25 protein-coding genes are annotated in these 23,193 nt (G+C 37.5%); 8 read left to right on the forward strand and 17 right to left on the reverse strand.

What is annotated here, in order from left to right; genetic code table 11:
- Positions 1-81: 81 nt before the first annotated feature.
- From fbaA to ACP3T3_RS14925, 5 genes are all read right to left on the reverse strand, one after another.
- A complete protein-coding gene (gene fbaA / locus ACP3T3_RS14905) occupies positions 82-1,152 on the reverse strand; it encodes a class II fructose-bisphosphate aldolase (protein ID WP_426476609.1) in 1,071 nt (356 codons plus the stop codon).
- Between the two features lie 70 nt (positions 1,153-1,222).
- The gene (locus ACP3T3_RS14910) at positions 1,223-2,089 is read right to left on the reverse strand and encodes an NAD kinase (protein WP_426476610.1); all 867 of its coding nucleotides are present in this window, start codon (positions 2,087-2,089) and stop codon (positions 1,223-1,225) included.
- 1 nt (position 2,090) lies between these two features.
- Positions 2,091-2,744, reverse strand: a complete 654-nt coding sequence (locus tag ACP3T3_RS14915; RefSeq protein ID WP_426476611.1) for a CBS domain-containing protein — start codon at positions 2,742-2,744, stop codon at positions 2,091-2,093.
- Between the two features lie 187 nt (positions 2,745-2,931).
- A complete protein-coding gene (locus ACP3T3_RS14920; protein ID WP_426476612.1) occupies positions 2,932-3,462 on the reverse strand; it encodes an RNA methyltransferase in 531 nt (176 codons plus the stop codon).
- A 151-nt stretch (positions 3,463-3,613) separates the two neighbouring features.
- Positions 3,614-4,492 (reverse strand): bestrophin family protein, encoded by an 879-nt coding sequence (locus tag ACP3T3_RS14925; protein ID WP_426476613.1) that lies wholly within the window; start codon positions 4,490-4,492, stop codon positions 3,614-3,616.
- 265 nt (positions 4,493-4,757) lie between these two features.
- Between ACP3T3_RS14925 and ACP3T3_RS14930 the strand changes: the two genes are divergently transcribed.
- Complete coding sequence (locus ACP3T3_RS14930) at positions 4,758-5,636, forward strand: cupin-like domain-containing protein (protein ID WP_426476614.1); 879 nt, start codon at positions 4,758-4,760, stop codon at positions 5,634-5,636.
- A gap of 137 nt (positions 5,637-5,773) precedes the next feature.
- On the opposite strand, the gene ACP3T3_RS14935 is transcribed toward ACP3T3_RS14930, so the two are convergent.
- Positions 5,774-6,304, reverse strand: a complete 531-nt coding sequence (locus ACP3T3_RS14935; RefSeq protein ID WP_426476615.1) for a GNAT family N-acetyltransferase — start codon at positions 6,302-6,304, stop codon at positions 5,774-5,776.
- A 125-nt stretch (positions 6,305-6,429) separates the two neighbouring features.
- On the opposite strand from ACP3T3_RS14935, the gene mutS reads away from it, so the two are divergent.
- Complete coding sequence (mutS, locus tag ACP3T3_RS14940) at positions 6,430-9,021, forward strand: DNA mismatch repair protein MutS (protein ID WP_426476616.1); 2,592 nt, start codon at positions 6,430-6,432, stop codon at positions 9,019-9,021.
- Positions 9,022-9,239: 218 nt separating this feature from the next.
- On the opposite strand, the gene ACP3T3_RS14945 is transcribed toward mutS, so the two are convergent.
- The 4 genes from ACP3T3_RS14945 to ACP3T3_RS14960 form a co-directional block, all read right to left on the reverse strand.
- Entirely contained in the window at positions 9,240-9,407 is a 168-nt protein-coding gene (locus tag ACP3T3_RS14945; RefSeq protein WP_426476617.1) for a bacteriocin, read from the reverse strand.
- Positions 9,408-9,565: 158 nt separating this feature from the next.
- Positions 9,566-9,721, reverse strand: coding sequence for a bacteriocin (locus tag ACP3T3_RS14950; protein ID WP_426476618.1), 156 nt, complete (start codon positions 9,719-9,721; stop codon positions 9,566-9,568).
- A gap of 45 nt (positions 9,722-9,766) precedes the next feature.
- Positions 9,767-9,928 (reverse strand): hypothetical protein, encoded by a 162-nt coding sequence (locus ACP3T3_RS14955; protein ID WP_426476619.1) that lies wholly within the window; start codon positions 9,926-9,928, stop codon positions 9,767-9,769.
- A gap of 112 nt (positions 9,929-10,040) precedes the next feature.
- Positions 10,041-10,871 (reverse strand): hypothetical protein, encoded by an 831-nt coding sequence (locus ACP3T3_RS14960; protein ID WP_426476620.1) that lies wholly within the window; start codon positions 10,869-10,871, stop codon positions 10,041-10,043.
- A gap of 124 nt (positions 10,872-10,995) precedes the next feature.
- Between ACP3T3_RS14960 and ACP3T3_RS14965 the strand changes: the two genes are divergently transcribed.
- The gene (locus ACP3T3_RS14965) at positions 10,996-11,448 is read left to right on the forward strand and encodes a DUF2809 domain-containing protein (RefSeq protein WP_426476621.1); all 453 of its coding nucleotides are present in this window, start codon (positions 10,996-10,998) and stop codon (positions 11,446-11,448) included.
- A 24-nt stretch (positions 11,449-11,472) separates the two neighbouring features.
- On the opposite strand, the gene ACP3T3_RS14970 is transcribed toward ACP3T3_RS14965, so the two are convergent.
- From ACP3T3_RS14970 to ACP3T3_RS14990, 5 genes are all read right to left on the reverse strand, one after another.
- On the reverse strand, positions 11,473-12,393 hold the full coding sequence (locus ACP3T3_RS14970) for a YARHG domain-containing protein (protein WP_426476622.1): 921 nt from the start codon (positions 12,391-12,393) through the stop codon (positions 11,473-11,475).
- A complete protein-coding gene (locus ACP3T3_RS14975; RefSeq protein WP_426476623.1) occupies positions 12,390-13,028 on the reverse strand; it encodes a DUF2306 domain-containing protein in 639 nt (212 codons plus the stop codon). The genes ACP3T3_RS14970 and ACP3T3_RS14975 overlap by 4 nt, the downstream gene beginning before the upstream one ends.
- A 1-nt stretch (position 13,029) precedes the next feature.
- A complete protein-coding gene (locus ACP3T3_RS14980; protein WP_426476624.1) occupies positions 13,030-13,449 on the reverse strand; it encodes an energy transducer TonB in 420 nt (139 codons plus the stop codon).
- 25 nt (positions 13,450-13,474) lie between these two features.
- Entirely contained in the window at positions 13,475-14,713 is a 1,239-nt protein-coding gene (locus ACP3T3_RS14985; RefSeq protein ID WP_426476625.1) for an alpha/beta fold hydrolase, read from the reverse strand.
- 91 nt (positions 14,714-14,804) lie between these two features.
- Positions 14,805-16,007 (reverse strand): NAD(P)/FAD-dependent oxidoreductase, encoded by a 1,203-nt coding sequence (locus tag ACP3T3_RS14990; protein ID WP_426476626.1) that lies wholly within the window; start codon positions 16,005-16,007, stop codon positions 14,805-14,807.
- A gap of 114 nt (positions 16,008-16,121) precedes the next feature.
- Between ACP3T3_RS14990 and ACP3T3_RS14995 the strand changes: the two genes are divergently transcribed.
- The 5 genes from ACP3T3_RS14995 to ACP3T3_RS15015 all read left to right on the forward strand — a co-directional run bounded on the left by ACP3T3_RS14995 (position 16,122) and on the right by ACP3T3_RS15015 (position 21,268).
- Complete coding sequence (locus ACP3T3_RS14995; protein WP_426476627.1) at positions 16,122-16,616, forward strand: acyl-CoA thioesterase; 495 nt, start codon at positions 16,122-16,124, stop codon at positions 16,614-16,616.
- Between the two features lie 79 nt (positions 16,617-16,695).
- Positions 16,696-17,748 carry a thiamine-phosphate kinase gene (gene thiL, locus ACP3T3_RS15000; protein WP_426476628.1) on the forward strand — a complete coding sequence of 351 codons (1,053 nt, stop codon included), beginning with the start codon at positions 16,696-16,698 and terminating at the stop codon, positions 17,746-17,748.
- A 300-nt stretch (positions 17,749-18,048) separates the two neighbouring features.
- Positions 18,049-18,870: a helix-turn-helix domain-containing protein gene (locus ACP3T3_RS15005; RefSeq protein ID WP_426476629.1), complete on the forward strand. Its 822-nt coding sequence runs from the start codon at positions 18,049-18,051 to the stop codon at positions 18,868-18,870.
- Positions 18,871-19,038: 168 nt separating this feature from the next.
- The gene (locus tag ACP3T3_RS15010; RefSeq protein ID WP_426476630.1) at positions 19,039-20,274 is read left to right on the forward strand and encodes a multidrug effflux MFS transporter; all 1,236 of its coding nucleotides are present in this window, start codon (positions 19,039-19,041) and stop codon (positions 20,272-20,274) included.
- 85 nt (positions 20,275-20,359) lie between these two features.
- Positions 20,360-21,268, forward strand: a complete 909-nt coding sequence (locus tag ACP3T3_RS15015; protein WP_426476631.1) for a DUF6268 family outer membrane beta-barrel protein — start codon at positions 20,360-20,362, stop codon at positions 21,266-21,268.
- Between the two features lie 91 nt (positions 21,269-21,359).
- Here ACP3T3_RS15015 and ACP3T3_RS15020 read toward each other — a convergent pair whose 3' ends face one another.
- Both ACP3T3_RS15020 and ACP3T3_RS15025 read right to left on the reverse strand, forming a co-directional pair.
- Positions 21,360-22,094: a LytR/AlgR family response regulator transcription factor gene (locus ACP3T3_RS15020; RefSeq protein ID WP_426476632.1), complete on the reverse strand. Its 735-nt coding sequence runs from the start codon at positions 22,092-22,094 to the stop codon at positions 21,360-21,362.
- Positions 22,084-23,055, reverse strand: coding sequence for a sensor histidine kinase (locus tag ACP3T3_RS15025; protein WP_426476633.1), 972 nt, complete (start codon positions 23,053-23,055; stop codon positions 22,084-22,086). The genes ACP3T3_RS15020 and ACP3T3_RS15025 overlap by 11 nt, the downstream gene beginning before the upstream one ends.
- Positions 23,056-23,193: the final 138 nt, after the last annotated feature.

Genomic DNA, 23,193 nt, shown 5'->3' on the forward strand with positions numbered 1-23,193 from the left:
TGTATTAATGTATAAATGTAAAATGTACCAATGTAAATGTATTCTTATGAATATTTTTACATTGATACAAATGTACAGTTCTTATTTTAAAGTATTTACGTTATTTAAATCTTCAAATGCTTTCACCAATCTTGCAGAGAATGTATCCTCACCTTTTCTTACCCAAACTCTTGGATCATAGAATTTTTTGTTAGGTTTTTCTTCTCCTTCAGGGTTTCCGATCTGAGCTCTTAAATAGTCAATATTGTTCACCATATAATCTCTAATGCCTTCTGTATATGCAAACTGAAGGTCAGTATCGATGTTCATTTTGATAACTCCGTAGTCGATAGCTTCTCTGATCTCTTCTAATGTAGATCCTGAACCTCCGTGGAATACAAAGTTAATAGGTTTAGCAGCTGTTCCGAATTTCTCCTGAACATACTTCTGGGAATTTTCAAGGATTTTCGGAGTAAGAACTACGTTTCCTGGCTTGTAAACTCCGTGTACGTTACCGAAGGCAGCAGCAATCGTAAAGTTATCAGAAATAGCTTTTAATTTTTCATACGTATATGCTACATCTTCAGGCTGGGTATATAATTTAGAGTTATCAACGTCTGAGTTGTCAACCCCATCTTCTTCACCACCAGTCACTCCGATTTCTACTTCAAGAGTCATCTGAAGCTTAGCCATTCTTTCGAAATATTGAGCTGAGATCTCAAGGTTTTCTTCTAAAGGCTCTTCAGAAAGGTCTAACATGTGAGAAGAGTAAAGAGATTTTCCGGTCTGCCTGAAGAATTCTTCGTTAGCATCCATCAATCCGTCGATCCATGGAAGTAATTTCTTTGCACAGTGGTCTGTGTGTAGAATTACAGTTGCACCGTAAGCTTCAGCAAGAGTGTGGATATGTTTTGCTCCGGCGATAGCTCCTAAGATGGCAGACTTCTGTCCGTCATTGCTTAATCCTTTCCCTGCATTGAAAGCAGCTCCTCCATTCGAAAACTGTATGATTACAGGAGCGTTTAACTTTGCTGCAGTTTCCATTGTAGCATTGATGTTGCTTGATCCAATTACGTTTACTGCAGGTAATGCAAATTTGTTTTCTTTAGCATACTGAAAAATATCAGTAACTAACTGGCCTGTGGCAACTCCTGCCGGAAAAATTCTGCTCATGTTTTACTTTTTAGTATAAATTTATTAGGTGATTTAATTTCGTGTAAAGGTAATCATTTTTAAGAAATTGTTAATTTCTTTTATCTCTGCCCCAAAGGAGCTTCTGCCGGATGGTTTCGTAGAAACTCAAACTGTTGGGCTGCACCAGAAGAAGCTGGAATTTTGCCTTTTTTATGATGATTTCCTTATCGGTTTCTATATGTATCAGTCGGGAGTCCAGGGAAAGAGAGTATTGAGGTACCCGGCTTTCCACCCGGAATTTTATTTCTACCTTATCATTCACTACCAAAGGCCTCACATTCAGGTTATGAGGAGCGATAGGAGTGATGACAAAATTCTCGTTGTTCGGGGATATGATAGGTCCCCCACAGCTCAGAGAATAAGCGGTAGATCCGGTAGGGGTGGAAATGATCACTCCGTCACCCCAGAATACGTTCAAAAACTCATCATTGATGTAAGAATCTACGGTGATCATGGACGTGGTTTCTTTTCTGGAAACGGTAACATCGTTCAAAGCATAAGGAAAAGCTCCTTCAAGCTTTGGAGAAACGACTTCAATTACTGAACGGCGGCTTGTTTTTACTTCCCCTTTTAAGATAGAATCCAGTTCTTTAAATGCTTCTTCTTTAGTGAAAAAGGCCAGAAACCCAAGTCTTCCTGTATTGACTCCCACAACAGGAATTTCAAGATCCTCAATGAAGGTTAAAGAGTTTACAATTGTTCCGTCTCCACCGAAAGTGAAGAACAGGTCTACTTCTTTGTCCAGAAGGTCCTGCTTACAGTTGAAGGTTTCGAATATTTTTGAAAACTGAAGTGCTTCGGCCATTTCATCATACAGAACAGATTTTACATCCCTGGCTTCAAGTTCAGAGATAAACTTGCTTAAATATAAAAAAGTATCAAGATCTTTTTTCTGAGAATATATGGCTGCCTTCATGTTATATTTCTATGAATTTTTGTAAAAAACCATAACGGTCTTTAAACAGGTCGGATTTCTCATCAGAATAGTATTTTTCAACAATTCTGTAGTCATACCGGTCAAATGTAGAGTCTATCGAGGCCAGGTTTTCATTGCTGATCTTTATGGTAATTTGGACCACTTCTTCAGACATGAAGCTTATAAACCCTCCGTAAAACTTCGAGTTATTGCTTTCTACGATATTGGTAATTTCCGTCATAGAGTATTTTCTGGCCGGAGTTTCCACTGTAAGAATGGCTCCTGTTTCTGAAAATAAAGGATAACGGGAAAGGTCCTGGAAAACATCTTCACAGGTAATATACCCCAGATATTTTTCATTTTTATTAATCACAGGAATCACATTGCTGCTGAAGGTATAAAACAGACGGATGCTGTCCATAATATTGCTGTCCTCCAGGATGGCAAACCGTTCGATCTGACGCTCAAGGTCTTTCAAGGTTCCCCCATCTTCCTCATACAGAAAGTCCATGGCAAGGGCTCCGTAGAAGTGATGTGATTTTTTGATGAAAACATGGGAATATCCAAAATCTTCCAATGTATTTCTGGCCAGCTCTATGGAGTCAGACAGGCTAAAACATGGAAAGTCTTTTGAGATATAGTCCTTGATAAACATTGTGCTAATTTATAAAAAATTAAATGAAACTTTTTCTGAAAACACGACTTTTTTTAAGATGAAACAAAAAAAGTGCCGTCAAAATTTGTTTGTAAAAAAAAATAAAGTACCTTTGTCGCCTTTCATTTTTACTTTTTATTAGATTTATTTCAAACTGCACTGTCTACTAAGGACATATGCAGTTTTTTTATTTTAATGCTTTTGCGAATTCCCACATCACAATTCCGGCACATACACTTACATTAAGAGAATGTTTGGTTCCAAGCTGGGGAATTTCTAAAAATACATCAATATCAGGAAGAGCCTCATCGCTTATTCCTTCTACTTCGTTTCCGAGAATCAGTGCATATTTTTTTGATCTGTCAATCGTGAAATCCGTGATAAGCTGACTTTCGCTGGTCTGCTCAATTCCGATGATTTCGTATCCTTTTCTTTTCAGGTCAGCAATCGCCGTATTGGTTTCCGCTTCATGAGACCAGTCTACGCTTTCCGTTGCTCCCAATGCTGCTTTATGAATTTCACGGTGGGGCGGCTGCGGGGTAATTCCGCAAAGAATTATTTTTTCAATTAAAAAAGCATCAGCCGTTCTGAAAGCTGCACCTACATTGTGCATACTTCTGATATTATCTAAAATGATGACCAACGGAATTTTTTCAACCTTCTTAAATGTTTCTACATCTATTCTGTTAAGTTCTTCCAGTTTTAGTTTCTGTACCAATTGTATATTATTTGTGAGATTATTTTTTTCTTTTTACTGACCTTTGTCTTTGCTGTTTGATAAGTATAAGATAATTTTCCGGTATCTTAATTCAAAAGTAGTAAATAGTTTTTTGGGGTCAAAATATAGACAGAAACATTTAGACAGGGTTTTATTTTCTGTTCATAATCTGATGTACATTCTTCTCAATATTCTGGGCTAAGGTTTCCATTGGAATATCATTTTCATCATTATTGAAAGGATCTTCAATTTCTTCTGCAATAAGTTCCAGACTCATCAATACATAATATACAAAAACGGTAAGCGGAATCATAAAAAGACCTATTGTAATAACGTATGCAATAGGCAGCGCAAAGACATACAGAATAATAAATTTCTTAATGAAAGAAGAGTAGGAATACGGAATAGGGGTGTTTTTAATTCTTTCGCAGCCTCCGCACACATCCAGAAATCCAGAAAGCTGGGTGTCTAAATACAACATTTCAACTTCTGAAACTTTCCCTTCTTTTTTTAGCTGGTTCAGTTTATAACTTAGCAGGATAACAATTTCGCTCGGGCCATGGTTTTTTAAGGAGTTCTCAATTTCAGAATAATCTTCATCCAAAGCCAGCCTTGTAGATTCTTTGGAAAGATGTTTGGCTAAAAAGTGAGGAAAGAATTTTAAATATCTTGCAATCTGCTCAGCATCCTGACGGTTACCACCAAGAATTGTATTGATTTTTATCGCAAAATTTCGGGTGTCATTCACCAGTTTTCCCCAAAGTTTTCGGCCTTCCCACCATCTGTCATAAGCGGTATTGGTTCTGAATACCAGCAAAAGGGAAAGTACAAAACCCAGAAGAGAATGAATCATTCCTACATTGCTGATTCCCGATTTTGAAGTAAGATGAAGGTATTCCACTTCCAGATACTGAATTCCCCACGAGTAAAGGCCTACAAGAATCATACTTGGGAAAAGAATTTTCAGGGTATCGCTTTTATGTAAACTGAAAAGGATTTTAAGGAAATGTTTCGTATTGTAGGCTCTCATAAATTCACTTATTATCACAAATATAAATTTTTCATCTGAGCTCTGCTAATAAAGTAAGGAAGTCTGAAGCTGGGAGCGGGAAGTTTATTGAAGCTGAAGAAGAGCTCTAAGTTTTCCATAAAAATCTTTTTATAGAATGATGTATAGACGTTTGCAAGACAAATCTTAACTTCTAGCATCCCTCTTCCGGCTTCCTGCCCTTTTAACTTAATTTTCTCAGGTTTTAAAAAAACACTATTTTTATTTCGCATTAAATACAAACTACATGATCCTCGAAAACGTAGATATTGTGAATGATATCAGTAAAGAAGATTTTCAGAAAAATTATTTCAAAAAGCAGAAGCCTCTTCTGATTAAGAATTTTGCCAGCCGGTGGGATGCTTTTGATAAATGGAATCTGGCCTATATCCGGGAAAAGGCAGGGGATCAGGAAGTTCCGTTATATGACAATAAGCCGGCTGATGCGGCAAAAAGTTCTGATGCTCCCGTTACCCATATGAAAATGAAAGAGTATATTGATACGATTAAAAGCAAACCTTCGGATCTGCGTATCTTTTTCTATATCATCACAGACAGGCTTCCCGAACTGCTGAAAAACTTCACCTATCCTGATCTTGGAATAAAATTTTTTAAAAGGCTACCGACTTTATTTTTCGGCGGCAGTGAAGCACATGTTTTAATGCATTACGATGTGGATCTGGGTGATTTTATGCATATTCATTTTGAAGGAAAGAAAAGAATTCTGCTGTTTGATCAGAAGCAGTCTCCGTTTTTGTATAAAGTACCTTTATCCGTTCATACCGTTTATGAGATCGACTATGAAAATCCGGATTACGAAAAGTTTCCGGCGCTGAAATATGCCAAAGGCTATGAAATTTTTATGGAGCATGGCGATGCACTCTTTATTCCGGGGGCTTTCTGGCACTTTAACAGATATCTGGAACCGGGCTTTTCTCTTTCACTGAGGGCGTTACCCAATAAACCGAATGTTTTTGCCAATATGCTGTATCATGTTTTCATTATGAGGTACACGGATAAACTGATGCGTAAGCTTTTTAAAGCCAGATGGGTGGATTACAAGCAGAAATGGGCCTATAACAAAAGCGCTGAGGCTTTGGAAAAACATATGAAATCAGAAATATAAAAGGGAAAGGAAGGTGGAAGCTGGAGGAAGGAAGTGTCTTTACAGCTTAGTACTCATAGACTTCATTTTTATTTAAAGAATAACCATTACTTAAACGGCCAATAGAAGCTTCCAGCTTCCGTCTTCGTGCTTCCCGCCTACTTATTAATCAATCCGAAGATCGTTGCATCTACGAATTTTCCTTTTTCAAAAAAATAATCTTTCAATGTTCCTTCTTTGCTGAAATTTAAAGAAGTTAACAATCTTTCCGAAGCAATATTGTACGGATCTATAAAAGCATCTACGCGGTGCAGTCTCATGGTTTCAAATCCATAAATCAGAATAGGAAGGATGGCTTCTTTCATATAAGACTGCTGCCAGAATTTTGGATTGAGCTCATAGCCGATCTCGGCTCTCGAATGTTCCCTGTACCAGTTGTGATAACCGCAGGTTCCGATAACTTTCTTTTCAGATTTCAGTTCCAGCGCCCATCTGAATCCTTTTCCTTTTTCGAATTCACCGTTAAAATGCTGGATGATACGCCGGGAATCATCTTCCGTTTTGAAGGTGTCCAGGTCATAATATTCCATAACTTCATCTAAAGAAAAATATTCGAAAAGATCTTGGGTATCATTAAAAGTAAGCTGACGTAAAATAAGCCTTTCAGTCTCTAAAACAGGAAATTCCATGAATAATGTGATTTGATGGTGAAAATACGATTAATTACTGATAAAGAAAAGTAGAGAAAGATTAACCCCCAAACAATTCTCTTACCCTGAATTTATTTTTCTAAATTTGGGGCTCATTTTTTACTATGGCAAAAACGAAGAAGGAAACTCCGCTGATGACTCAGTACAATACCATCAAGGGTAAATACCCGGATGCGCTTTTACTTTTCAGAGTAGGAGACTTTTATGAAACTTTTGGGCAGGACGCCGTGAAAACATCCCAGATCCTGGGAATTGTCCTTACCAAAAGAAATAATGGAGAAGGCAGTGTGGAGCTTGCAGGATTTCCGCACCATTCCATAGATTCTTATCTTCCCAAGCTGGTAAGAGCAGGCATGAGAGTGGCCATCTGTGATCAGCTGGAAGACCCAAAAATGGTGAAAGGAATTGTAAAACGTGGTGTAACTGAGCTTGTTACTCCGGGTGTGACTTTCAATGACCAGGTTTTAAATTCCAAAAAGAATAATTTCCTGCTTTCCTTACACAAAGAAAAAGAGAAATACGGAATAGCCCTGGTAGATATCTCTACGGGAGAGTTTCTGGTAAGCGAAGGAAATCTGGAAAAGCTGCTGCACATTGTGAACACTTTTGATCCGAGTGAGATTATTTTCCAGAGAAGTACACAGATTCCGGAGCAGATCAAAAATAAAAATGCCTTTAAGCTTGAAGACTGGGCTTTCCAATATAATTTTGCCTACGAAAAACTAACGAATCATTTTAAAACCAATTCTTTAAGAGGCTTTGGTGTGGAGAGCTGTCCATTAGCCATTACGGCTGCAGGGGCTATTTTTGCCTATCTGGTAGAAGATACGCATCATAATCTGCTTGCCCATATTACAAAACTGCAGATCATTCCTCAGGAAGATTATCTGATGATGGATAACTTTACCTTAAGAAATCTGGAAATCGTGTATCCAAGCAATCCACAGGGGAAATCACTGCTGGATATTATTGATAAAACATCTACTCCAATGGGAGGAAGGCTTTTGAGAAGGAGAATTATTCTTCCTTTAAAATCCGTGGATGAAATCATGAGAAGACTTTCTCTGATTGATTTCTTAAACGAAAATGATGTTCTTAAGTACGAAATCTGCCAGCTTCTGAAATCCATTTCTGATCTTGACCGGTTAATGGGAAAATTGGCCGCAGAGAAAATCTCACCTAAAGAACTGGGGTATCTGCGCCAAAGTTTAATTAATATCCATAAAATCAAAGCGTTATTGCATCCTCATGCCGATGTGATGGCATGGCTGGAGCCTTTATTTGACCTGGAAGAGCTGATTAAATTCCTGCAGAATCATCTTAATGAAGAACTTCCGGTAAGTATTGCCAAAGGAAATATCATTAAAGAAGGTGTTTCTGAAGAGCTGGACAGGTTGAGAAACCTTCAGAGCAAAGGACGGGGTTTCCTGGATGAAATGTGCCAGAGAGAAATTGAAAGAACCGGTATTACAAGCCTTAAAATTGATTTTAACAACGTTTTCGGATATTATATTGAAGTCCGAAATACGCATAAAGATAAAGTTCCGGATGACTGGGTGAGAAAGCAGACCCTGGTGAATGCTGAAAGATATATTACCGAAGAATTGAAGGAATATGAAAACCAGATTCTGGGTGCCGAAGAAAAAATAGGGGTCCTGGAAACTTCGCTGTACAGAAATGTATGTTCGGAAACGATGGTTTATATTGATCAGATTCAAGGAAATTCTAACATTATTGCCCAGTTGGATGTAGCTGCCGGATTATCTGAACTGGCTGTTTCTGAGAGCTATACGAAGCCTGTTTTAAATGACGGTTATGCGGTCGATTTAAAAGAAGCCAGACACCCAATCATTGAAAATGCTCTTCCTTTGGGGGAAAAATACATCCCGAATGATATCTTCCTGGATAAAGATTCTCAGCAGATTATCATGGTAACAGGACCGAACATGGCCGGTAAATCGGCAATTCTGCGTCAGACGGCTATAGTATGTCTTTTGGCACAGATCGGAAGTTTTGTGCCGGCGAAGTATGCTGAAATAGGATTGCTGGATAAGATTTTTACAAGGGTAGGCGCTACCGACAATATTTCTGCGGGAGAATCTACTTTCATGGTAGAAATGAACGAAGCGGCGAATATTCTTAATAATATTTCAGAACGAAGCCTTATTTTACTGGACGAAATCGGCCGTGGAACGTCCACTTATGACGGGGTTTCTATTGCATGGGCTATTGCAGAGTATCTTCATCAGCATCCTACACAGGCTAAGACGTTATTTGCGACCCATTATCACGAACTGAATGAAATGACCGTCAACTTTGAGAGGGTGAAGAATTTCCACGTCTCTATCCAGGAAAACAAAGGAAATATCATTTTCCTGAGAAAGCTGGTTCCGGGAGGAAGTGAGCACAGTTTCGGAATCCATGTTGCAAAACTGGCCGGAATGCCTTCTAAAGTGGTCAACAGAGCCAATGAAATCCTTAAAACCCTTGAAGCCAGCAGAACCCAGGGAAGCGGAGGTACTTCAGAGAGCATTAAGAGAGTGACAGAAGAAAATATGCAGCTTTCTTTCTTCCAGCTGGATGATCCTGTGCTGGAAAATATCCGTGAGGAGCTTACAAAAATAGATATCAATACTTTAACCCCTATTGAAGCTTTAATGAAGCTGAATGCGATAAAAAAAATGATTGGAGGGTAGTCCAATCATTTTTTTAATAGAGTTAAAGTTTAATTAGCAGCAATACCCGTCACTACCCCTTGGGCCGATGATGAGGAAGTGGTTTACTCCTCTCAGTTTACATAAGCCTTCCGCGCAGGTTGCGCCGCCGTTGATTTCTTTTAGCTCAGCCTTGGTGAGTTTCCTTTTCTGAATGTCCCGATTTTTCATATACCTTTATTTAAGTGTTATACATATGGTTAACAGCAAAATCCATCCTGCATCCCGGGAACACCATAGCGTTCTTCTCCGGTATTAGGATCTGTACAGCTTATTACCCTTGGGCAGATCGGTCTGTTGGCACCGCCGCTGATCTCTTTCAGCTCATTTTTACTGAGCCTTCTTTTCTGATCTTTTAAATTTTTCATAATATTTTAATTTGGTAAAAGCTAATTTACAAGTTATTTTTTTATGGCCAAAATATTGTGATTCAAAATGTTAACTTTTTAGCTGTGAAATGCTGTTTTCAAAAAAAGATTGAGGAAACCCCTCAATCTTTTTTAATTTATCTGATAAGTCAGCTGTATTAACAGCAGTTTCCTTTGGTAGTACATGCTCCAATGGTCATCTCTCCATCAATATTACAAAAACAAGTTCCGGGGCAAAGAGGTCCGCTGCCTCCGTTGATTTGTTTTAACTCATTTTTTGTCAGTTTTCTTTTTTGAATGTTTGATTTTTTCATGATAATTTGATTTTTGGTTATTGTTTTAGTTTAAAATATATGGGATTAGCAGCAATACCCCGTATTGTCCAAAGGTCCCACCGTGTATTCATCATCCGTTCCTCTCACCCTGCAAAGACCTTCCCAGCAAACTCCGGGACCGTTACCGCCGGTAATGTCTTTCAATGCTTTTTTCGTCAGTTTTTTCTGATTTTTTAATTTTTTCATGGTAATTTTAGTTTGATTCAATTCAAATATATAAAAAACATTTATATAATTCTATTGCTTGTGAAAAAATTAACATACCTGCAAAAAAAAGAGCCTTAGTGGCTCTTTTGTATTATAAATGATTGTATTCGTAAGTATTAACGTCTGTGGAACCCGTAGTTGTAGTTCCTGTTTTATCATAATAGCTTCGGATTTCTTTTGTAGGATAACCGCTGGCATTATATTCGAAATTTGATTTGAAAATTGTCCATTCAGTTCCGGTTCCGTTATTGTAAGTGATGGTATGGTTGTAACTTAATGTGTTGTGTGATGATCCGCTTTCATCTTCATTATCAATGATCTTTAAATAACCTGTTATGTTTTTTAAAGGAGCATTTTTTGTGTCATACACCACTGTTTTTAAAGTAGAAGTTGCTGTTTCAGTAGTATTATTTTGGGTTCTTGAAAGAGTGCCGGTCCAGCTGCTCATCGAACCATCAGCATTCAGTACAGCATTTCTTGTTTCACTTCTTGTTGATGCTGAAGTAGATGCAGTATATACTATTTTTACATTGTTGTTAGCCTGATAAGTGTAGTTAGATTCGGAATTCCATAGTCCACCGAAATCAGTCCCGTTAATTGTTTTTTTAGTTAATCTACCGCTTCCGTCATAAGCAAATTTAGTCGTAATAGAGGTATTTGAACCATTAACTACAGATTGTGAGATAAGATCACCAGAATAGGTAAATGTAGTTACACTTCCTTCAGTAAGATTTTTGATCTGAGCAATTTTTGAACCGTTATAAGAAAACGTTAAAACATCTCCGTCCATCGTCATTTTGGTTACCAAAACCGGATCGTTGTTATTATTATTTCCGTTGTTGCCAGCTGATGTATCATCATCGTTACTGCTAGAGCATGATGCCAAAAAGAAAATTGGCATAAGTAAAAAAGCTTTTTTCATGGTTTTAATTTAAGGTTGTAAAAGTATTAAAAAAAATGAATTGGTATTAAAAAATAAATTGTTCATTTGTAAATGATCGATATAATATGTAAATTTTATTTTTGTATAGTATTAAAATAAGCTTATGTTTTTTAATATGAAGAACCGCGTAAAAGAACTGTCAAATCCATTTGAAACGAAATTCCAATTCAGCCTTAAATATTTCCTTCTGACAATCTGTATTTTTCTTACGGAAGTATTGATTGCTACCAGGCTAAGCCATATTTTCTTTGTGAGGGCTTATCTCGGTGATGTTATTGTGGTGATGCTTCTTTATACTTTCGTAAAGAGCTTTGTAAAAGTAAATAATGAAAAGCTGATTCTGGGAATTCTGATTTTTTCATTTCTGATAGAATTTGCACAGTTTTTCCATATTGCGGAAAAATTAGGCTTCCGCCCTGGAAGCCTGATGTATATTGTTATCGGAAATTCTTTCTCATGGATTGATAATCTGTGTTATGCCATAGGCTGCCTGATTCTCTATATTTTTGTAAGGATGACAAACAATGATAGCTTAACCTCAACCCCTAATACCTAATCCCTGCAACCTAGCACCTATTGCTTATCTCCCAAAACTGTCATATTTATCCTCTGCATATTTGGTAAAGCGATTCAGTAAAGCCACATTCTCTTTTTCCAGAGGCGAAAGATCATTGTCTACATTGCTGGAAACCGGGATGTACCAGTCTGTTTGCTCGAAGAAATTTCTGTAGGTTTCTTTTTTAAAGGAGTAGCCGTGTCTGGCAAATACAGAATTTTTAATGATCTCAAGGTCCAGTTTTCTTAAATTTTTAAGGTCTTTTTCCGTCAGCTTCTGTTTGGATGCATTCAGTTTAAATATGGCTTCAGAAGCGATTCGGTTTTTAGACGTTTTATAGCTTTCTGTTTTTCCGGTTTCTTCATCCTTATATTTTTCAGTAAACTCTTTAGGATTTGACCAGTCTACCAGATCAGAATCCTTATCCAGCATAAAGTTCGGATTGTAAACAAACTCTTTTTTAGCCAGTTTAAGGGTTTTTGAAGGAGCTTTAACGGTTGTCTTATCAAAAGCACTCCATTTTCCGGTTAAGCTGTCACCTTTTAGTTTAACTTCAAATCTTCCGTCTGTTTTGTCATTTCCCGGTTCATCAAGGACAAATGATGCTGATGCTTCATTGAAAACTCCCCGGAACGGGCGCTGATTACCATTAACGATACTTTGCCCGTACACGCTGTCTTTGGTGATTCTGTTGATCTTTAATGAAATTCTTTTGTAGTTGCTGACATCATATTCCGAACCATCTGTTTCGTCAACTATTTTTTCCATTCCGGCAAATTCCCCGGTATAAATTCCGTAATATTCCTGATGAACCTCAGGCACCCCAACAGAGTCTTTTTTGGCTGTAAGGGAATCTTTCACGGATTCATTATTTTTTCCTTCTTTTTTACAGCCTGCCAGAACAACTGCCAGTAAGGAAATAAGAGTGTAATGTAAAATTTTCATATATGCTTTTTTGTGATTAAATATTCAATAATAAGGATGTTGGGAATCCAGCCCAGCCATGCAATGATCTGATAGACATCCATTGGATTGGGATGAAATAAATATACAATAATTACTTTCCACATTCTCAGGGTAATAGCAGATAATGTAAGAGCAAAACTCCGCCACATCCATTGCTTGTGTTCTTTAAACTTTTTCTGTCTGGCCAGCTGATACGCTTTGAACGTTGAAAACCACCACAAAAAGCCTAAAATAACAAAAGAACTCTTTGATAAAAGGCCTCCGTTGGCAAATATCCCCATATAAATTCCTGAAGGTGCAGCAAAAATCAAAATGAGAAAAATATACACTTTCCCCATATTCCGGTGGAAGCTTCTTACTCCAAAATCTTTTCTGAGAATGGCCAGAAAACCAGAAAGAAGTATAAAAATACTCGTATAAACATGCGTATAGAAAAGCGGAAGATATTCCGGCCTTTCTACCACTTCCGTCTGTTTGATCATCAGAAAACTGACTTCAGGATTAAAAGGAATGTATTCTAATGTAATCTTCAGCATCAGCCAAAAGAAATACCCGAACCCTATGATGATGAGGGTTTTAAAGAAAGAAGAAATGCTTTTTTTGACTGATAGCACTTTAATTATTCATTGTTAAGGTAAAAGGAACCGAATAAGATGAACGAACAGGTACTCCATTGCGTTCTGCCGGTTTCAATTTTGTTTTTAGAGATTTGATTGCTCTTTCTACTTCTTTATTGAAATCGGGATCATCTCCTGTTACTAGAATATTTTCTATTCTACCATTGGCTTTAACTATAATTTTTGCTTTCGAAAAGAGTGTCCCTGTTTTCAAATTTATATCCTTTATCCGGGTTAAATTTATTTTGTCTGCGATATCTTTTCGAAATTTCATCATCCCTCCAGGATATGGTTCAAATTTATCGTCTGCAGGATGATCTGTTGAATGATCTTCTACGGGTTGTGCCTGAGTTTCCTTTACCTGAGAAAATGCAAGCCCAAATCCAAAGAATAAAATGAATGCTAATGTTTTTTTCATGGTTTGTTTATATTGTGTATTCAGATTATTTATTTTCAAAGAAATCAATGACTAATTCATTGAACAATTCCGGCTTTTCTTCAGGAACAAAATGGCTTGCATTTGGGATAATGGCCAGTTGCCCTTTAGGAATAGATTCAGCTATTTTTACTGTATGTTCTGTTTTTATAAGGTCTTTATCTCCAGCAATGATCAAAGATGGACACTGAATTTTATTCAGATCTTCATACTTCCATTGGGGATACTTCAAATCCAGATTCAGAAGATCAATAAAGATATCATTTTTGTGGTCTTTATTCTCTTTAGTAAGGCTCACGAGCATTTCTTTCATGGATTTCAACTCGTCATCTTTGGTTCCCTCCGGAAAAATATTGGCTCCGGAACAGGCAATTTTATCTACTAATTGGGGGTGTTTCATCGCAATAGACAAAGCAAGAATACCTCCATCACTCCATCCCAGAATTTTTACCTTTTTGAGATTGAATTTTTCTAAAAACTGCTTAAGATCCTCTGTCTGAATATCAAAGGTGAGCTCTTTCGTTTTGTCATAAGTAGATTTTCCACGCTCACGGCAGTCCACAATGATTACTTTGTACTTTTTAGCAAAAGCGTCCTTTTGGTTCATGAAGGCACTTATAGATTGTCCGTTACCATGAAGCATAAGCAAAGGTTCACCTTCTCCATAAATTTCATAATATAATTTAACACCATTAACATCCATAAATTTTCCATGAGGCATGGAACCAATAATGTCATGTCCCTTGATTACCAGTGATTTATTGCCGCTAAACGGTTTGTAATCTGAAGTTCCAATTGTAAAATGTTTTACATGGGTTACCTTTTGAGAACGGATTCCTTCAAACCAAGCATTTGATGTAGTCATATCTTTCTCAAAACCTGAATTTTCCAACGGAATTTCAATCCATTTTTTAGATTTTCCGTTATTGATTTCCAATTTAAAATCATCAAAATAGAAATCTCCGTTGTCTTGTGCAAAAGCCCCAACATTTATAATCCTAGCTGCTGCATCAACGGTTCCTTTTATTTCATATGTTTTCCATTCATTGGTAACTTTGATTCCATAATATTGATTTTCAAAAAAACCAACAGATTGGTCTTTATTGTCTATCCTGCACCATAACCCACAGTTTGAGCTGGTATCCTGATTTTCTTTTCTGATTTTTGCCGTTACCCGAAAATTCCAGCCTTGTTTATTCTCTATATTAATAGCCTGCGTAAATGCAGTCCAATTAGAAACAATCATTTTTTCCTGGCTGTATGCTAAAAACAGACAAAAAAGAAGAAAGAAAGTGAGATTTTTTTTTATGCTTGTAGTTTTATTAAAGATTATGTTTTTATAAATTATTGAGATCCTGCGCAATCAGCCATCCTTCACTCCAGCATGCCTGGAAATTGAAGCCTCCTGTCACGGCATCTATATTGAGAACTTCTCCGGCAATATAGAAATTAGGAAGTAATTTTGAAGACATGTTTTTAAAGTTAATTTCCTTTAAATCAACACCTCCGGCAGTTACGAACTCATCTTTAAAAGTAGATTTTCCGGTTACCTGAAACTTTTTTCGGCAAAGGTTTTCAATGATTTTCTGCATTTCCTTTCCGGAAATATTAGCCACCTGTTTATTAAGGTCAACCCTTGAAATATCCAAAATCTTCTGCCAGAATCGGTTGGTAATATCAAAGATTTTGGATTGTCCGATCGTTTTTTTAGGATTGCTTTTTTTGAAATTCTGGAAGATTTCTTCTGCTTCATCCGTTTCTATGGAAATAAAATTAACATCAATTTCAAAGTTATATTTAAGCTTTGCGAGGCTTATTGCTTCCCATGCGGAAATTTTCAGAACGGCAGGTCCGGAAAGTCCCCAGTGGGTAATAAGCAAAGGTCCGCTTTCTTCAGTTTTCAGCTTTGGAATTGAAATTCCTGCATTTTCAAAGCTTGTTCCCGGAAGATCTTTCAGCAATTCATCTTTAATATTGAATGTGAAAAGAGAAGGAACAAGGTCTACAATCTTATGCCCCAGATTTTCGATAATTTTCAGCGATTTTGGAGAACTTCCGGTAGTGTATACGATATAATCTGCCTCAAAATCTCCGGAATTGGTTCTTACGATATATTTTTCGTCCTGTTTTTCAATCTCTTTTACTGAACATTTTGTTTGTACAGTTACATTTTTCTTTTGAGTTTCATTCAGAAAAGTATTGATGATCGTTTGAGAAGAATTACTTTCAGGGAAAGTTCTGTTGTCGTTTTCAATTTTCAACGGAACATTGCGCTGGTCAAACCATTCCATCGTATCCCCGGGCTGAAATTTGCTGAAAACACTTAGCAGCTCCTTATTTCCACGAGGATAAAACTGAACCAGTTCTCTGGGATCAAAGCATGCATGCGTCACATTGCAGCGTCCACCCCCGGAAATCTTAACTTTCTGAAGGACATCTGAGTTCTGCTCTAAAATGGTAATTGTATATTTTTTTTCGTCAAGATTGGATGCGCAGAAAAAGCCTGCAGCACCGCCTCCGATAATAATGATCTGTTTCATGTAAATGTAATCCTATGCGGAAGATTATTTTTTCAAAAGTACAATTTTTATAAACCATCTTATTTGAGTATTTTTGAAGATTATTATTTTATAATACCAAAAACGATTTTCAAAATGATTTTCTACCATAAATTTGAAGTGCGATGGAGCGACCTTGATGCCAACAAGCACTTAGCCAATTCATCATATGTACAGTATTGTGCACAAGCCAGAATGGCTTTTATGACTAAAGAGAAAATGGGGGTTACCCAGCTGAGCAGATGGGGAATAGGGCCGGTGATCCTGCATGAGAGGTATTCCTTTTTCAAAGAGATCTATGCTGATCAGACGGTAATCGTAAGTGTGGAAATAGACGGATGCTCAGAAGACTCTTCAATCTACCGTTTCCTGCACAAATTCTATACACCCGATGGCGTACACTGTGCAACATCAGAAGCTACAGGAGTATGGATTGATATGATGCTTAGAAAAATGACTACTCCGCCAGACGATGTAGTAGAAGCAATGAACAAATACAAGAGCCCGGAAACAGTGGTATTGTCAAAAGAAGATTTCAAGAAACTTCCTTTCCATCCAAGCAATATTGACCCGGCAGAATTAATTAAATAATTCAAAGTTTTAGGTTGAATGTGGTAATGATTTTAACATCATGAATACATTTTACATTTTACATTAATACAAAAAAATCATGTTTGAAGATAAATCACAGGAGCTGACGCCCATTTCGAAATTAGGAGAATTCGGTCTTATTAAACATCTGACAGAGCATTTTCCGTTATCCAACGAATCTTCGGAGCTTGGAGTAGGAGATGATGCGGCAGTTATTAATCCTGATAACAAAAAAGTAATTCTTACAACAGATGTACTGGCTGAAGGAGTGCACTTTAATCTGGGTTATGTTCCTTTAAAGCATTTAGGATATAAAGCTGTAGTCGTAAATTTAAGCGACATTGCAGCAATGAATGCAACTCCTACACAAATTTTGGTTTCCCTGGCGGTGTCCAACCGTTTTCCGGTGGAAGCTTTAGAAGAAATCTATTCCGGAATTCAGGCGGCTTGTGCAAAATACAAGGTTGATCTGGTTGGAGGAGATACTACAAGCTCCAATTCCGGGTTGGTAATGAGTATTACCGCTGTGGGAATAGAGAATGAGGAGAATATCATAAAAAGAAGCGGGGCAAAACCAAATGACCTTCTTGTCGTAACAGGAGATTTGGGTGGAGCATACATGGGATTGCAAATTCTTGAAAGAGAGCATGCTGTTTTCCTTGCCGACCCGAATATGCAGCCTGAAATGGAAGGTTATGATTATATCCTGGAAAGACAACTGAAACCTGAAGCAAGAACAGACGTCAAAAAGATTCTGGAAGAGCTGGATATCAGGCCAACCTCCATGATTGATATTTCAGACGGTCTGGCTTCCGAAATCCTTCACCTTTCAGATCAGTCAAAAGTAGGATTCAGATTGTATGAGGAAAAAGTTCCGATGGACAGCCTTACGATCTCTACCGCGGATGAAATGAATTTAAATCCGGTAATGACTGCATTAAGCGGTGGTGAAGATTATGAACTGCTGTTCACGATTTCACCCAATGATTTTGATAAAATTAAAAACCATCCGGATTTTACCATCATAGGTCATGCGGTAGAAAAAGAAGACGGAAACTTTATGGTGGCAAGAGGGTCTAACCAGCTGGTAGCCCTTACAGCGCAGGGATGGGATGCTTTTTTAAACCATTAAGATGTATACCTTTACAGTATTACTTGTTTAGTAATTATAACATTCATAATGGTTACTCTATATAAACACTATATAAAGAAAAGAGATCAGAATCTGAAAGAGTCTTTTGTTTTCGTTTTATTTTTTGTAATAATCTGGAGTTTAATTTATTATCTTGTTTTTAGCTAAATAAACAAACGAAGAAATTTTTTAAAGGAATAACTTCTCAAACCGAAAAATTATTTAATTTTAAATATTGTAAGAAAACCGCAGCACTTTTTTTGCTGTGGTTTTTGTTTTCGATAATTATTTTACAATACAATGACCACCTCAGAAAAAGAAATCCCGGTTCACCATCTGACTTCTGAAAAATTTCAGATGAGCACACTGAGTGCGGCAGGCCCGGAGAATTTTCATGATGTTCACCGGCATAATTTTTTTGAAATTATCTGGTTCAGAGAGGTCTATGAAAGCAGCCGTTTAGAACTGGATTTTGAAAGCTACAAACTTGAGAACAATCAAATCTGTATCATCGCACCCGGGCAGGCATTCAACATGAAAATTGAAGGCGAGGAAGGATATGCACTGGCAATAAGCCGGGAAATTTTCAACGAAGCCTGTGATATAGAATCAGTCCTCACAGGAGGAGAGCTTCCTTTTATTTTAAATCCAAAAAATGAAAAAACCTGCAGTACAATTATATCCCTGATGGAGCAGGAATATAAAGGAGCATCAAGAACAGAGCTCTTAAAAGCATATCTGAAAGCATTTTGTATCATCATCGGGGAGCAGATTATCCCTCAGGAGCCTTTATTGAATGACCGTCAGCGTATTCAGGAGCTGGTGGGACTTATTGAGAGACATTATATAACTCACAAAGAAACACGTTTCTACGCAGATCAGTTAAAGATAAGCAGCCATCATCTTAATGATATTGTACGCCATTTGAGAGGAACAACCGTAAAAAAGATGATTTCCCAGCGCCTTATCCTGGAAGCCAAAAGAGAACTTAGCTTTGGAGCGCTCACGGTAAAGGAAATTGCTTTTAAACTTGGTTTTAACGATGCTTCATATTTTTCGAGGTTTTTCAAGAAGCTTACCGGCCAAAATCCCGATTATTTTAAGAATAATGGAAAAAGTTAATCTTCAGTATTTACTATAATATCAGGGTTAAATTCCTGTTTTTAAATTATTCCTGATTTTAAATCTTCAGTTTGTCCTATACTTCCTTCAGTTCTTTTATTGAAAGGCGATGCTTTTTACAGCAATTTTGCAGCTGAAAAAATCGCCCGTGAGGGCTTATCGTTATTTATGAAGAAGAATTTGAATATAGTAGTGCTTATTCTTGCACTGCTCAACACGCTGGAGTCGCTTAGTATAGATCTTTATCTTCCTGCTTTCCCAAGTATGGCGAAGATTTTTAATACTGATATCGGGCATATCCAGATATCCATTTCTGTATTTTTTGCAGGGTTTGCTTTCGGGCAGTTGTTATGGGGACCTTTATCAGACAAGAAGGGGCGTAAACCCATGCTGTACTGCGGACTTTTACTTTTTATTGTAGGGGCAACCGCCATTTATTTCACCTCAGATATTTATGTTTTATGGGCTATGCGTTTTCTGCAGGCATTCGGAGGTAGTGCCGGAATTGTTATCGGAAGGGCGATTATTATTGATCTTTATGATAAGCATAAAGCAGTCACTATCTTTTCACAGCAATCGCAGATCAGTGGGATTGCTCCGATTGTAGCCCCGTTACTGGGAAGTGTATTTCTTAAATTCTGGGGTTGGAACAGCTCTTTTGCGTTTTTATGCATTATGGGATTGATTACATTTTTCATGGTATACAGATATGTACCGGAAACCAATACCAGAATCAATCTTCCTGATGATGAAATATCAGATGAAAAAGGATTGAAATACCAGCTGAAAATGATTATTTCCAACAGGGATTTTATCGACAGTACAATGGTTGGAAGCATTGCTTTTGCCTCTTTGATTATTTACATCTCCAATGCTCCGTTTTTATTCATGGAAATCCATGGGTTTTCGAGCAGTACGTTTAGTTTTATATTTGCTTTTAACTCACTGGCGTTGATAACAGCAGCTTATATTACGCCCAAATTGATTAAAAGAATAAGCAATTCAACGCTTTTATTTGCAGCTACGATTTTTTTGCTGGCGGTATGCACACTTCATATTCTTATTGCTGCTGAAAATCTTTCGGTAGCTTTAGAAATTGCAATGCTTTATCTATCCTTACTGGCTATCGGTATTTTGTTTCCAATTACGTCTGCTCATGCCTTATCTCCGTTTAAAGAAGGAAGGGGAACCGCGGCCGCCTTACTGGGTTTTATGCAGCTGATGGTGACTTTTTTAATCTCAGCATTGCTGGGGTTTTTAGAAGCAGATTCTATAATCCCAATGGTAGTAACGCGTTCTGCAATGGCGTTGGTTGCCGTGTGGTTTGGGTATCGTATCGTTCAGACTCAAAAAAGGGAACGCTTACCTATGCATTCCAATCCGGAAACTAATCCTCTTATTTGATCCTGTTGTCATACAATCCGGGCACTTAATCAAGTAATTTTTGTAAAAAATAGTCAAAGGGTTCTCTTTGCATAAAATTTAAAATATGAAAAGAACCCTTTCGACAGCTTTATGCTGTATATGGCAATTAGGATACTGGGTAAATGCCCAATCCGGGCTATCCGCAGAGCTTAAAACCGAATATATTCCGGCTTCCAGCTATATCCGTCCGGAAGACAGTACAAAGACGAATTCTAAAAGTGATTTTAAAAGAATAGATCTGAATCTCAGCATTCCTTTATCCGTAAAAAAAGATAGTGATGGGAAAGTAAAATCATGGTCTATGCTGCTCAGCGGATCCTATGCAAAGATGACTCACAAAAATTACGAAACTTCTCTATTTCCCAACCAAATGCTGAATGCACAGGTGGGAATACAGCATATGAGACCTTTGGGCAAAAAGTGGAGTATGATGATGACCGCGTCTGTAGGACTGTATACAGACCTTGAAAAGATTGATTTTGATGATGTGCTGGGGCAGGGAGGAATTTTATTTATCAGGCATTTTAATCCTAATCTTTCATTGGGTGGAGGACCTGTACTTACCACAGCCTTTGGCGTCCCGATGATTCTGCCCTGGATTTATTTTGATTGGAAAACGCACGGAAAAATCAAATTCAATATCAATTTCCCGGAAGGAATGGAAGCCGGGTATCTGTTTTCAGACAAATTTGCTTTAAAAGCTGTTGTCAACCTCAGCGGCATGACCGTAGAAAGAAATATAGACGGAAAGTCTATGCTGTTGGGCTATCAGCAGATCACCGCAGGACTCAGACCGGAACTAAAAATTAATGACAGACTTACCTTACGCCTCACAGGAGGAACCGCAATATTGAGAAGCTTTAACGAAAATGACCGTAAGATCAAAAGTATTTTCAGAGAAAAAAAAGTAGCAGATCCAAAATTTGCCAGTACCTTTTATGCAGCAGTATCTCTACGCTGGAACCTGCCATAAAAAATGAAAACCGGAAGCCGGAAGTTTAAATTTTTAAAATATTGATCGAATATACTCGATTTTATTGAACTTAATAACTTCCGGCTTCCGGCTACTTACTTATCAATTTCTTATATACAACCTGATTGAGCAGTTCTTCTTTCCGGGTACGGGATATGGGAAGTTCAATTTTATTGATAAAAAGACGTCCGCCTGAAATCATATCAATATGGGTAATATTGATGAGGTATGATTTGTGGATCCTGAAAAAATGATCTGAAGGAAGCGATTCTTCAATAGCTTTCATAGTCTGGTGAATCGTCAGTGATTTATCTTTAAAATGAAGTTTGGTATAATTCTGCATACTTTCAATATACAGAATGTCAACCCATGAAACCTTAATGAAAGTATCAGACTGCCTTACATACAGGAAAGGGTCATCCAGGGAAGTGTTTTTTTTCAGTTTTTCGCTGATAATAAACTGTTGCTGTGCCTTATTTACAGCCTGATAAAACCGGTTGAAGGCAATGGGCTTTAAAAGATAATCCACGACTTGCAGACGAAATCCTTCCAGTGCATATTCAGAGTAAGCTGTAGTAAGAATGCATAAAGGGGGATTTTCAAGCTGTTCCAGGAATTCCAGGCCGGAAAGATACGGCATATTGATATCCAGGAAAAGAAGATCTATTTCACCCTCTTTTACTTTCGTGTCGGCTTCCAGTGCGGTAGCACAGGTTCCCTCAACTGATAAAAAGTCAATCTGGCCGGCCAGTTCCTTAAGATGGAATCTTGCGAGAGGCTCATCATCAATAATAAGGCATTTCATTTTAGGGATATTAGAGCTCATAACGGTCAGATAATGTTAATGTTAAAGTTATTTTGAAGATGTGGTGATCTGTTTCAATTTTCAAATTGTGGGAATCAGGATATTGCAGTTTTAAACGTTTTTTTACATTCTGAAGGCCAATTCCGCCGGTTCCGTCTTTCTTTTTATAGGTCGCTATATCTGAATAAGAATTTTCGACATAGAAATAGAGGCGGTTGTCTTTTTCTTTACAGGATATTTTCACGTAACCCTTGTGACCCGGAAGCCTGCAGACATATTTAAACGCATTTTCTATAAAAGGAACGAGAAGTAGAGGTGCGATAAAGTTTTTTCTGTTATCCATTTCCCAGTTTGCTTTGACGTCCAGTTCATTTCCCCACCTCAGTTTTTCTACCTCAACAAGGTTTTGTAGATATTCAATCTCTTTGTCCAGAGGCACCATGGATTGATTACAGTGATACAGCTGATACCGGAGAATATCTGAGAATTTCATCAGCAGAAAATCTGCCAGCTGTGTATCCGTTTTCATCAGAATATGAATATGATTTAAAATATTGAAAACTACATGAGGATTGATCTGGTCCTGCAAAAGCTTAAGCTGATTTTCCAGATGAGCCTGCTGAAGAAGGATATGATCGCGCTCTATTCTTCCATGCTCCTTATAGAATTTGATACCGCATGCCGCTCCATTGATCAGGAATGAGGCGGGTAAAGACATATAAAAGCCCTGCCACAAAAAAGGCAGCTGGTGCAGAAAATCTTGTGGAAGTTCGTATTTCGGAGAGACTTCAAGGTAGGTGAAAATAACAGAAAAGATCACACTTAACATGAAGATAACCATTACCGCCTGCACCAGAAACCGTTTCATTCTTTTTTCCCGTAAGGCTTTTGGAAGAAGCTTATTGGTTAAAAAATGAGTAAATGTAAAAGAAGAACCCACAATGATAACAGCCTGAATCATAGCGAGGTATTTTTCTGTCATGGACTGAAAATTACACCATAATACGATAGCGAGAACAAACCAGAAAATGAAAGTAAATATGTGTTCTTTTAAAACAAAAGATTTTGTCATGGAAATGGAAATAGATTAATAAAAAAAATTAGAAACTGCAGGGAAAAC

This window comes from Chryseobacterium sp. CBSDS_008 (assembly GCF_049959325.1).
Classification (GTDB): Bacteria; Bacteroidota; Bacteroidia; order Flavobacteriales; family Weeksellaceae; genus Chryseobacterium.

Excerpts from the sequence above, each read along its gene's own strand:
- fbaA (WP_426476609.1), bottom strand. The coding sequence starts at position 1,152 with ATGAGCAGAATTTTTCCGGCAGGAGTTGCCACAGGCCAGTTAGTTACT.
- ACP3T3_RS14910 (WP_426476610.1), bottom strand. The coding sequence starts at position 2,089 with ATGAAGGCAGCCATATATTCTCAGAAAAAAGATCTTGATACTTTTTTA.
- ACP3T3_RS14915 (WP_426476611.1), bottom strand. The coding sequence starts at position 2,744 with ATGTTTATCAAGGACTATATCTCAAAAGACTTTCCATGTTTTAGCCTG.
- ACP3T3_RS14925 (WP_426476613.1), bottom strand. The coding sequence starts at position 4,492 with ATGAGAGCCTACAATACGAAACATTTCCTTAAAATCCTTTTCAGTTTA.
- ACP3T3_RS14930 (WP_426476614.1), top strand. The coding sequence starts at position 4,758 with ATGATCCTCGAAAACGTAGATATTGTGAATGATATCAGTAAAGAAGAT.
- ACP3T3_RS14935 (WP_426476615.1), bottom strand. The coding sequence starts at position 6,304 with ATGGAATTTCCTGTTTTAGAGACTGAAAGGCTTATTTTACGTCAGCTT.
- mutS (WP_426476616.1), top strand. The coding sequence starts at position 6,430 with ATGGCAAAAACGAAGAAGGAAACTCCGCTGATGACTCAGTACAATACC.
- ACP3T3_RS14945 (WP_426476617.1), bottom strand. The coding sequence starts at position 9,407 with ATGAAAAATTTAAAAGATCAGAAAAGAAGGCTCAGTAAAAATGAGCTG.
- ACP3T3_RS14950 (WP_426476618.1), bottom strand. The coding sequence starts at position 9,721 with ATGAAAAAATCAAACATTCAAAAAAGAAAACTGACAAAAAATGAGTTA.
- ACP3T3_RS14955 (WP_426476619.1), bottom strand. The coding sequence starts at position 9,928 with ATGAAAAAATTAAAAAATCAGAAAAAACTGACGAAAAAAGCATTGAAA.
- ACP3T3_RS14960 (WP_426476620.1), bottom strand. The coding sequence starts at position 10,871 with ATGAAAAAAGCTTTTTTACTTATGCCAATTTTCTTTTTGGCATCATGC.
- ACP3T3_RS14965 (WP_426476621.1), top strand. The coding sequence starts at position 10,996 with ATGTTTTTTAATATGAAGAACCGCGTAAAAGAACTGTCAAATCCATTT.
- ACP3T3_RS14970 (WP_426476622.1), bottom strand. The coding sequence starts at position 12,393 with ATGAAAATTTTACATTACACTCTTATTTCCTTACTGGCAGTTGTTCTG.
- ACP3T3_RS14980 (WP_426476624.1), bottom strand. The coding sequence starts at position 13,449 with ATGAAAAAAACATTAGCATTCATTTTATTCTTTGGATTTGGGCTTGCA.
- ACP3T3_RS14985 (WP_426476625.1), bottom strand. The coding sequence starts at position 14,713 with ATGATTGTTTCTAATTGGACTGCATTTACGCAGGCTATTAATATAGAG.
- ACP3T3_RS14990 (WP_426476626.1), bottom strand. The coding sequence starts at position 16,007 with ATGAAACAGATCATTATTATCGGAGGCGGTGCTGCAGGCTTTTTCTGC.
- ACP3T3_RS14995 (WP_426476627.1), top strand. The coding sequence starts at position 16,122 with ATGATTTTCTACCATAAATTTGAAGTGCGATGGAGCGACCTTGATGCC.
- thiL (WP_426476628.1), top strand. The coding sequence starts at position 16,696 with ATGTTTGAAGATAAATCACAGGAGCTGACGCCCATTTCGAAATTAGGA.
- ACP3T3_RS15005 (WP_426476629.1), top strand. The coding sequence starts at position 18,049 with ATGACCACCTCAGAAAAAGAAATCCCGGTTCACCATCTGACTTCTGAA.
- ACP3T3_RS15010 (WP_426476630.1), top strand. The coding sequence starts at position 19,039 with ATGAAGAAGAATTTGAATATAGTAGTGCTTATTCTTGCACTGCTCAAC.
- ACP3T3_RS15015 (WP_426476631.1), top strand. The coding sequence starts at position 20,360 with ATGAAAAGAACCCTTTCGACAGCTTTATGCTGTATATGGCAATTAGGA.
- ACP3T3_RS15020 (WP_426476632.1), bottom strand. The coding sequence starts at position 22,094 with ATGAGCTCTAATATCCCTAAAATGAAATGCCTTATTATTGATGATGAG.
- ACP3T3_RS15025 (WP_426476633.1), bottom strand. The coding sequence starts at position 23,055 with ATGACAGAAAAATACCTCGCTATGATTCAGGCTGTTATCATTGTGGGT.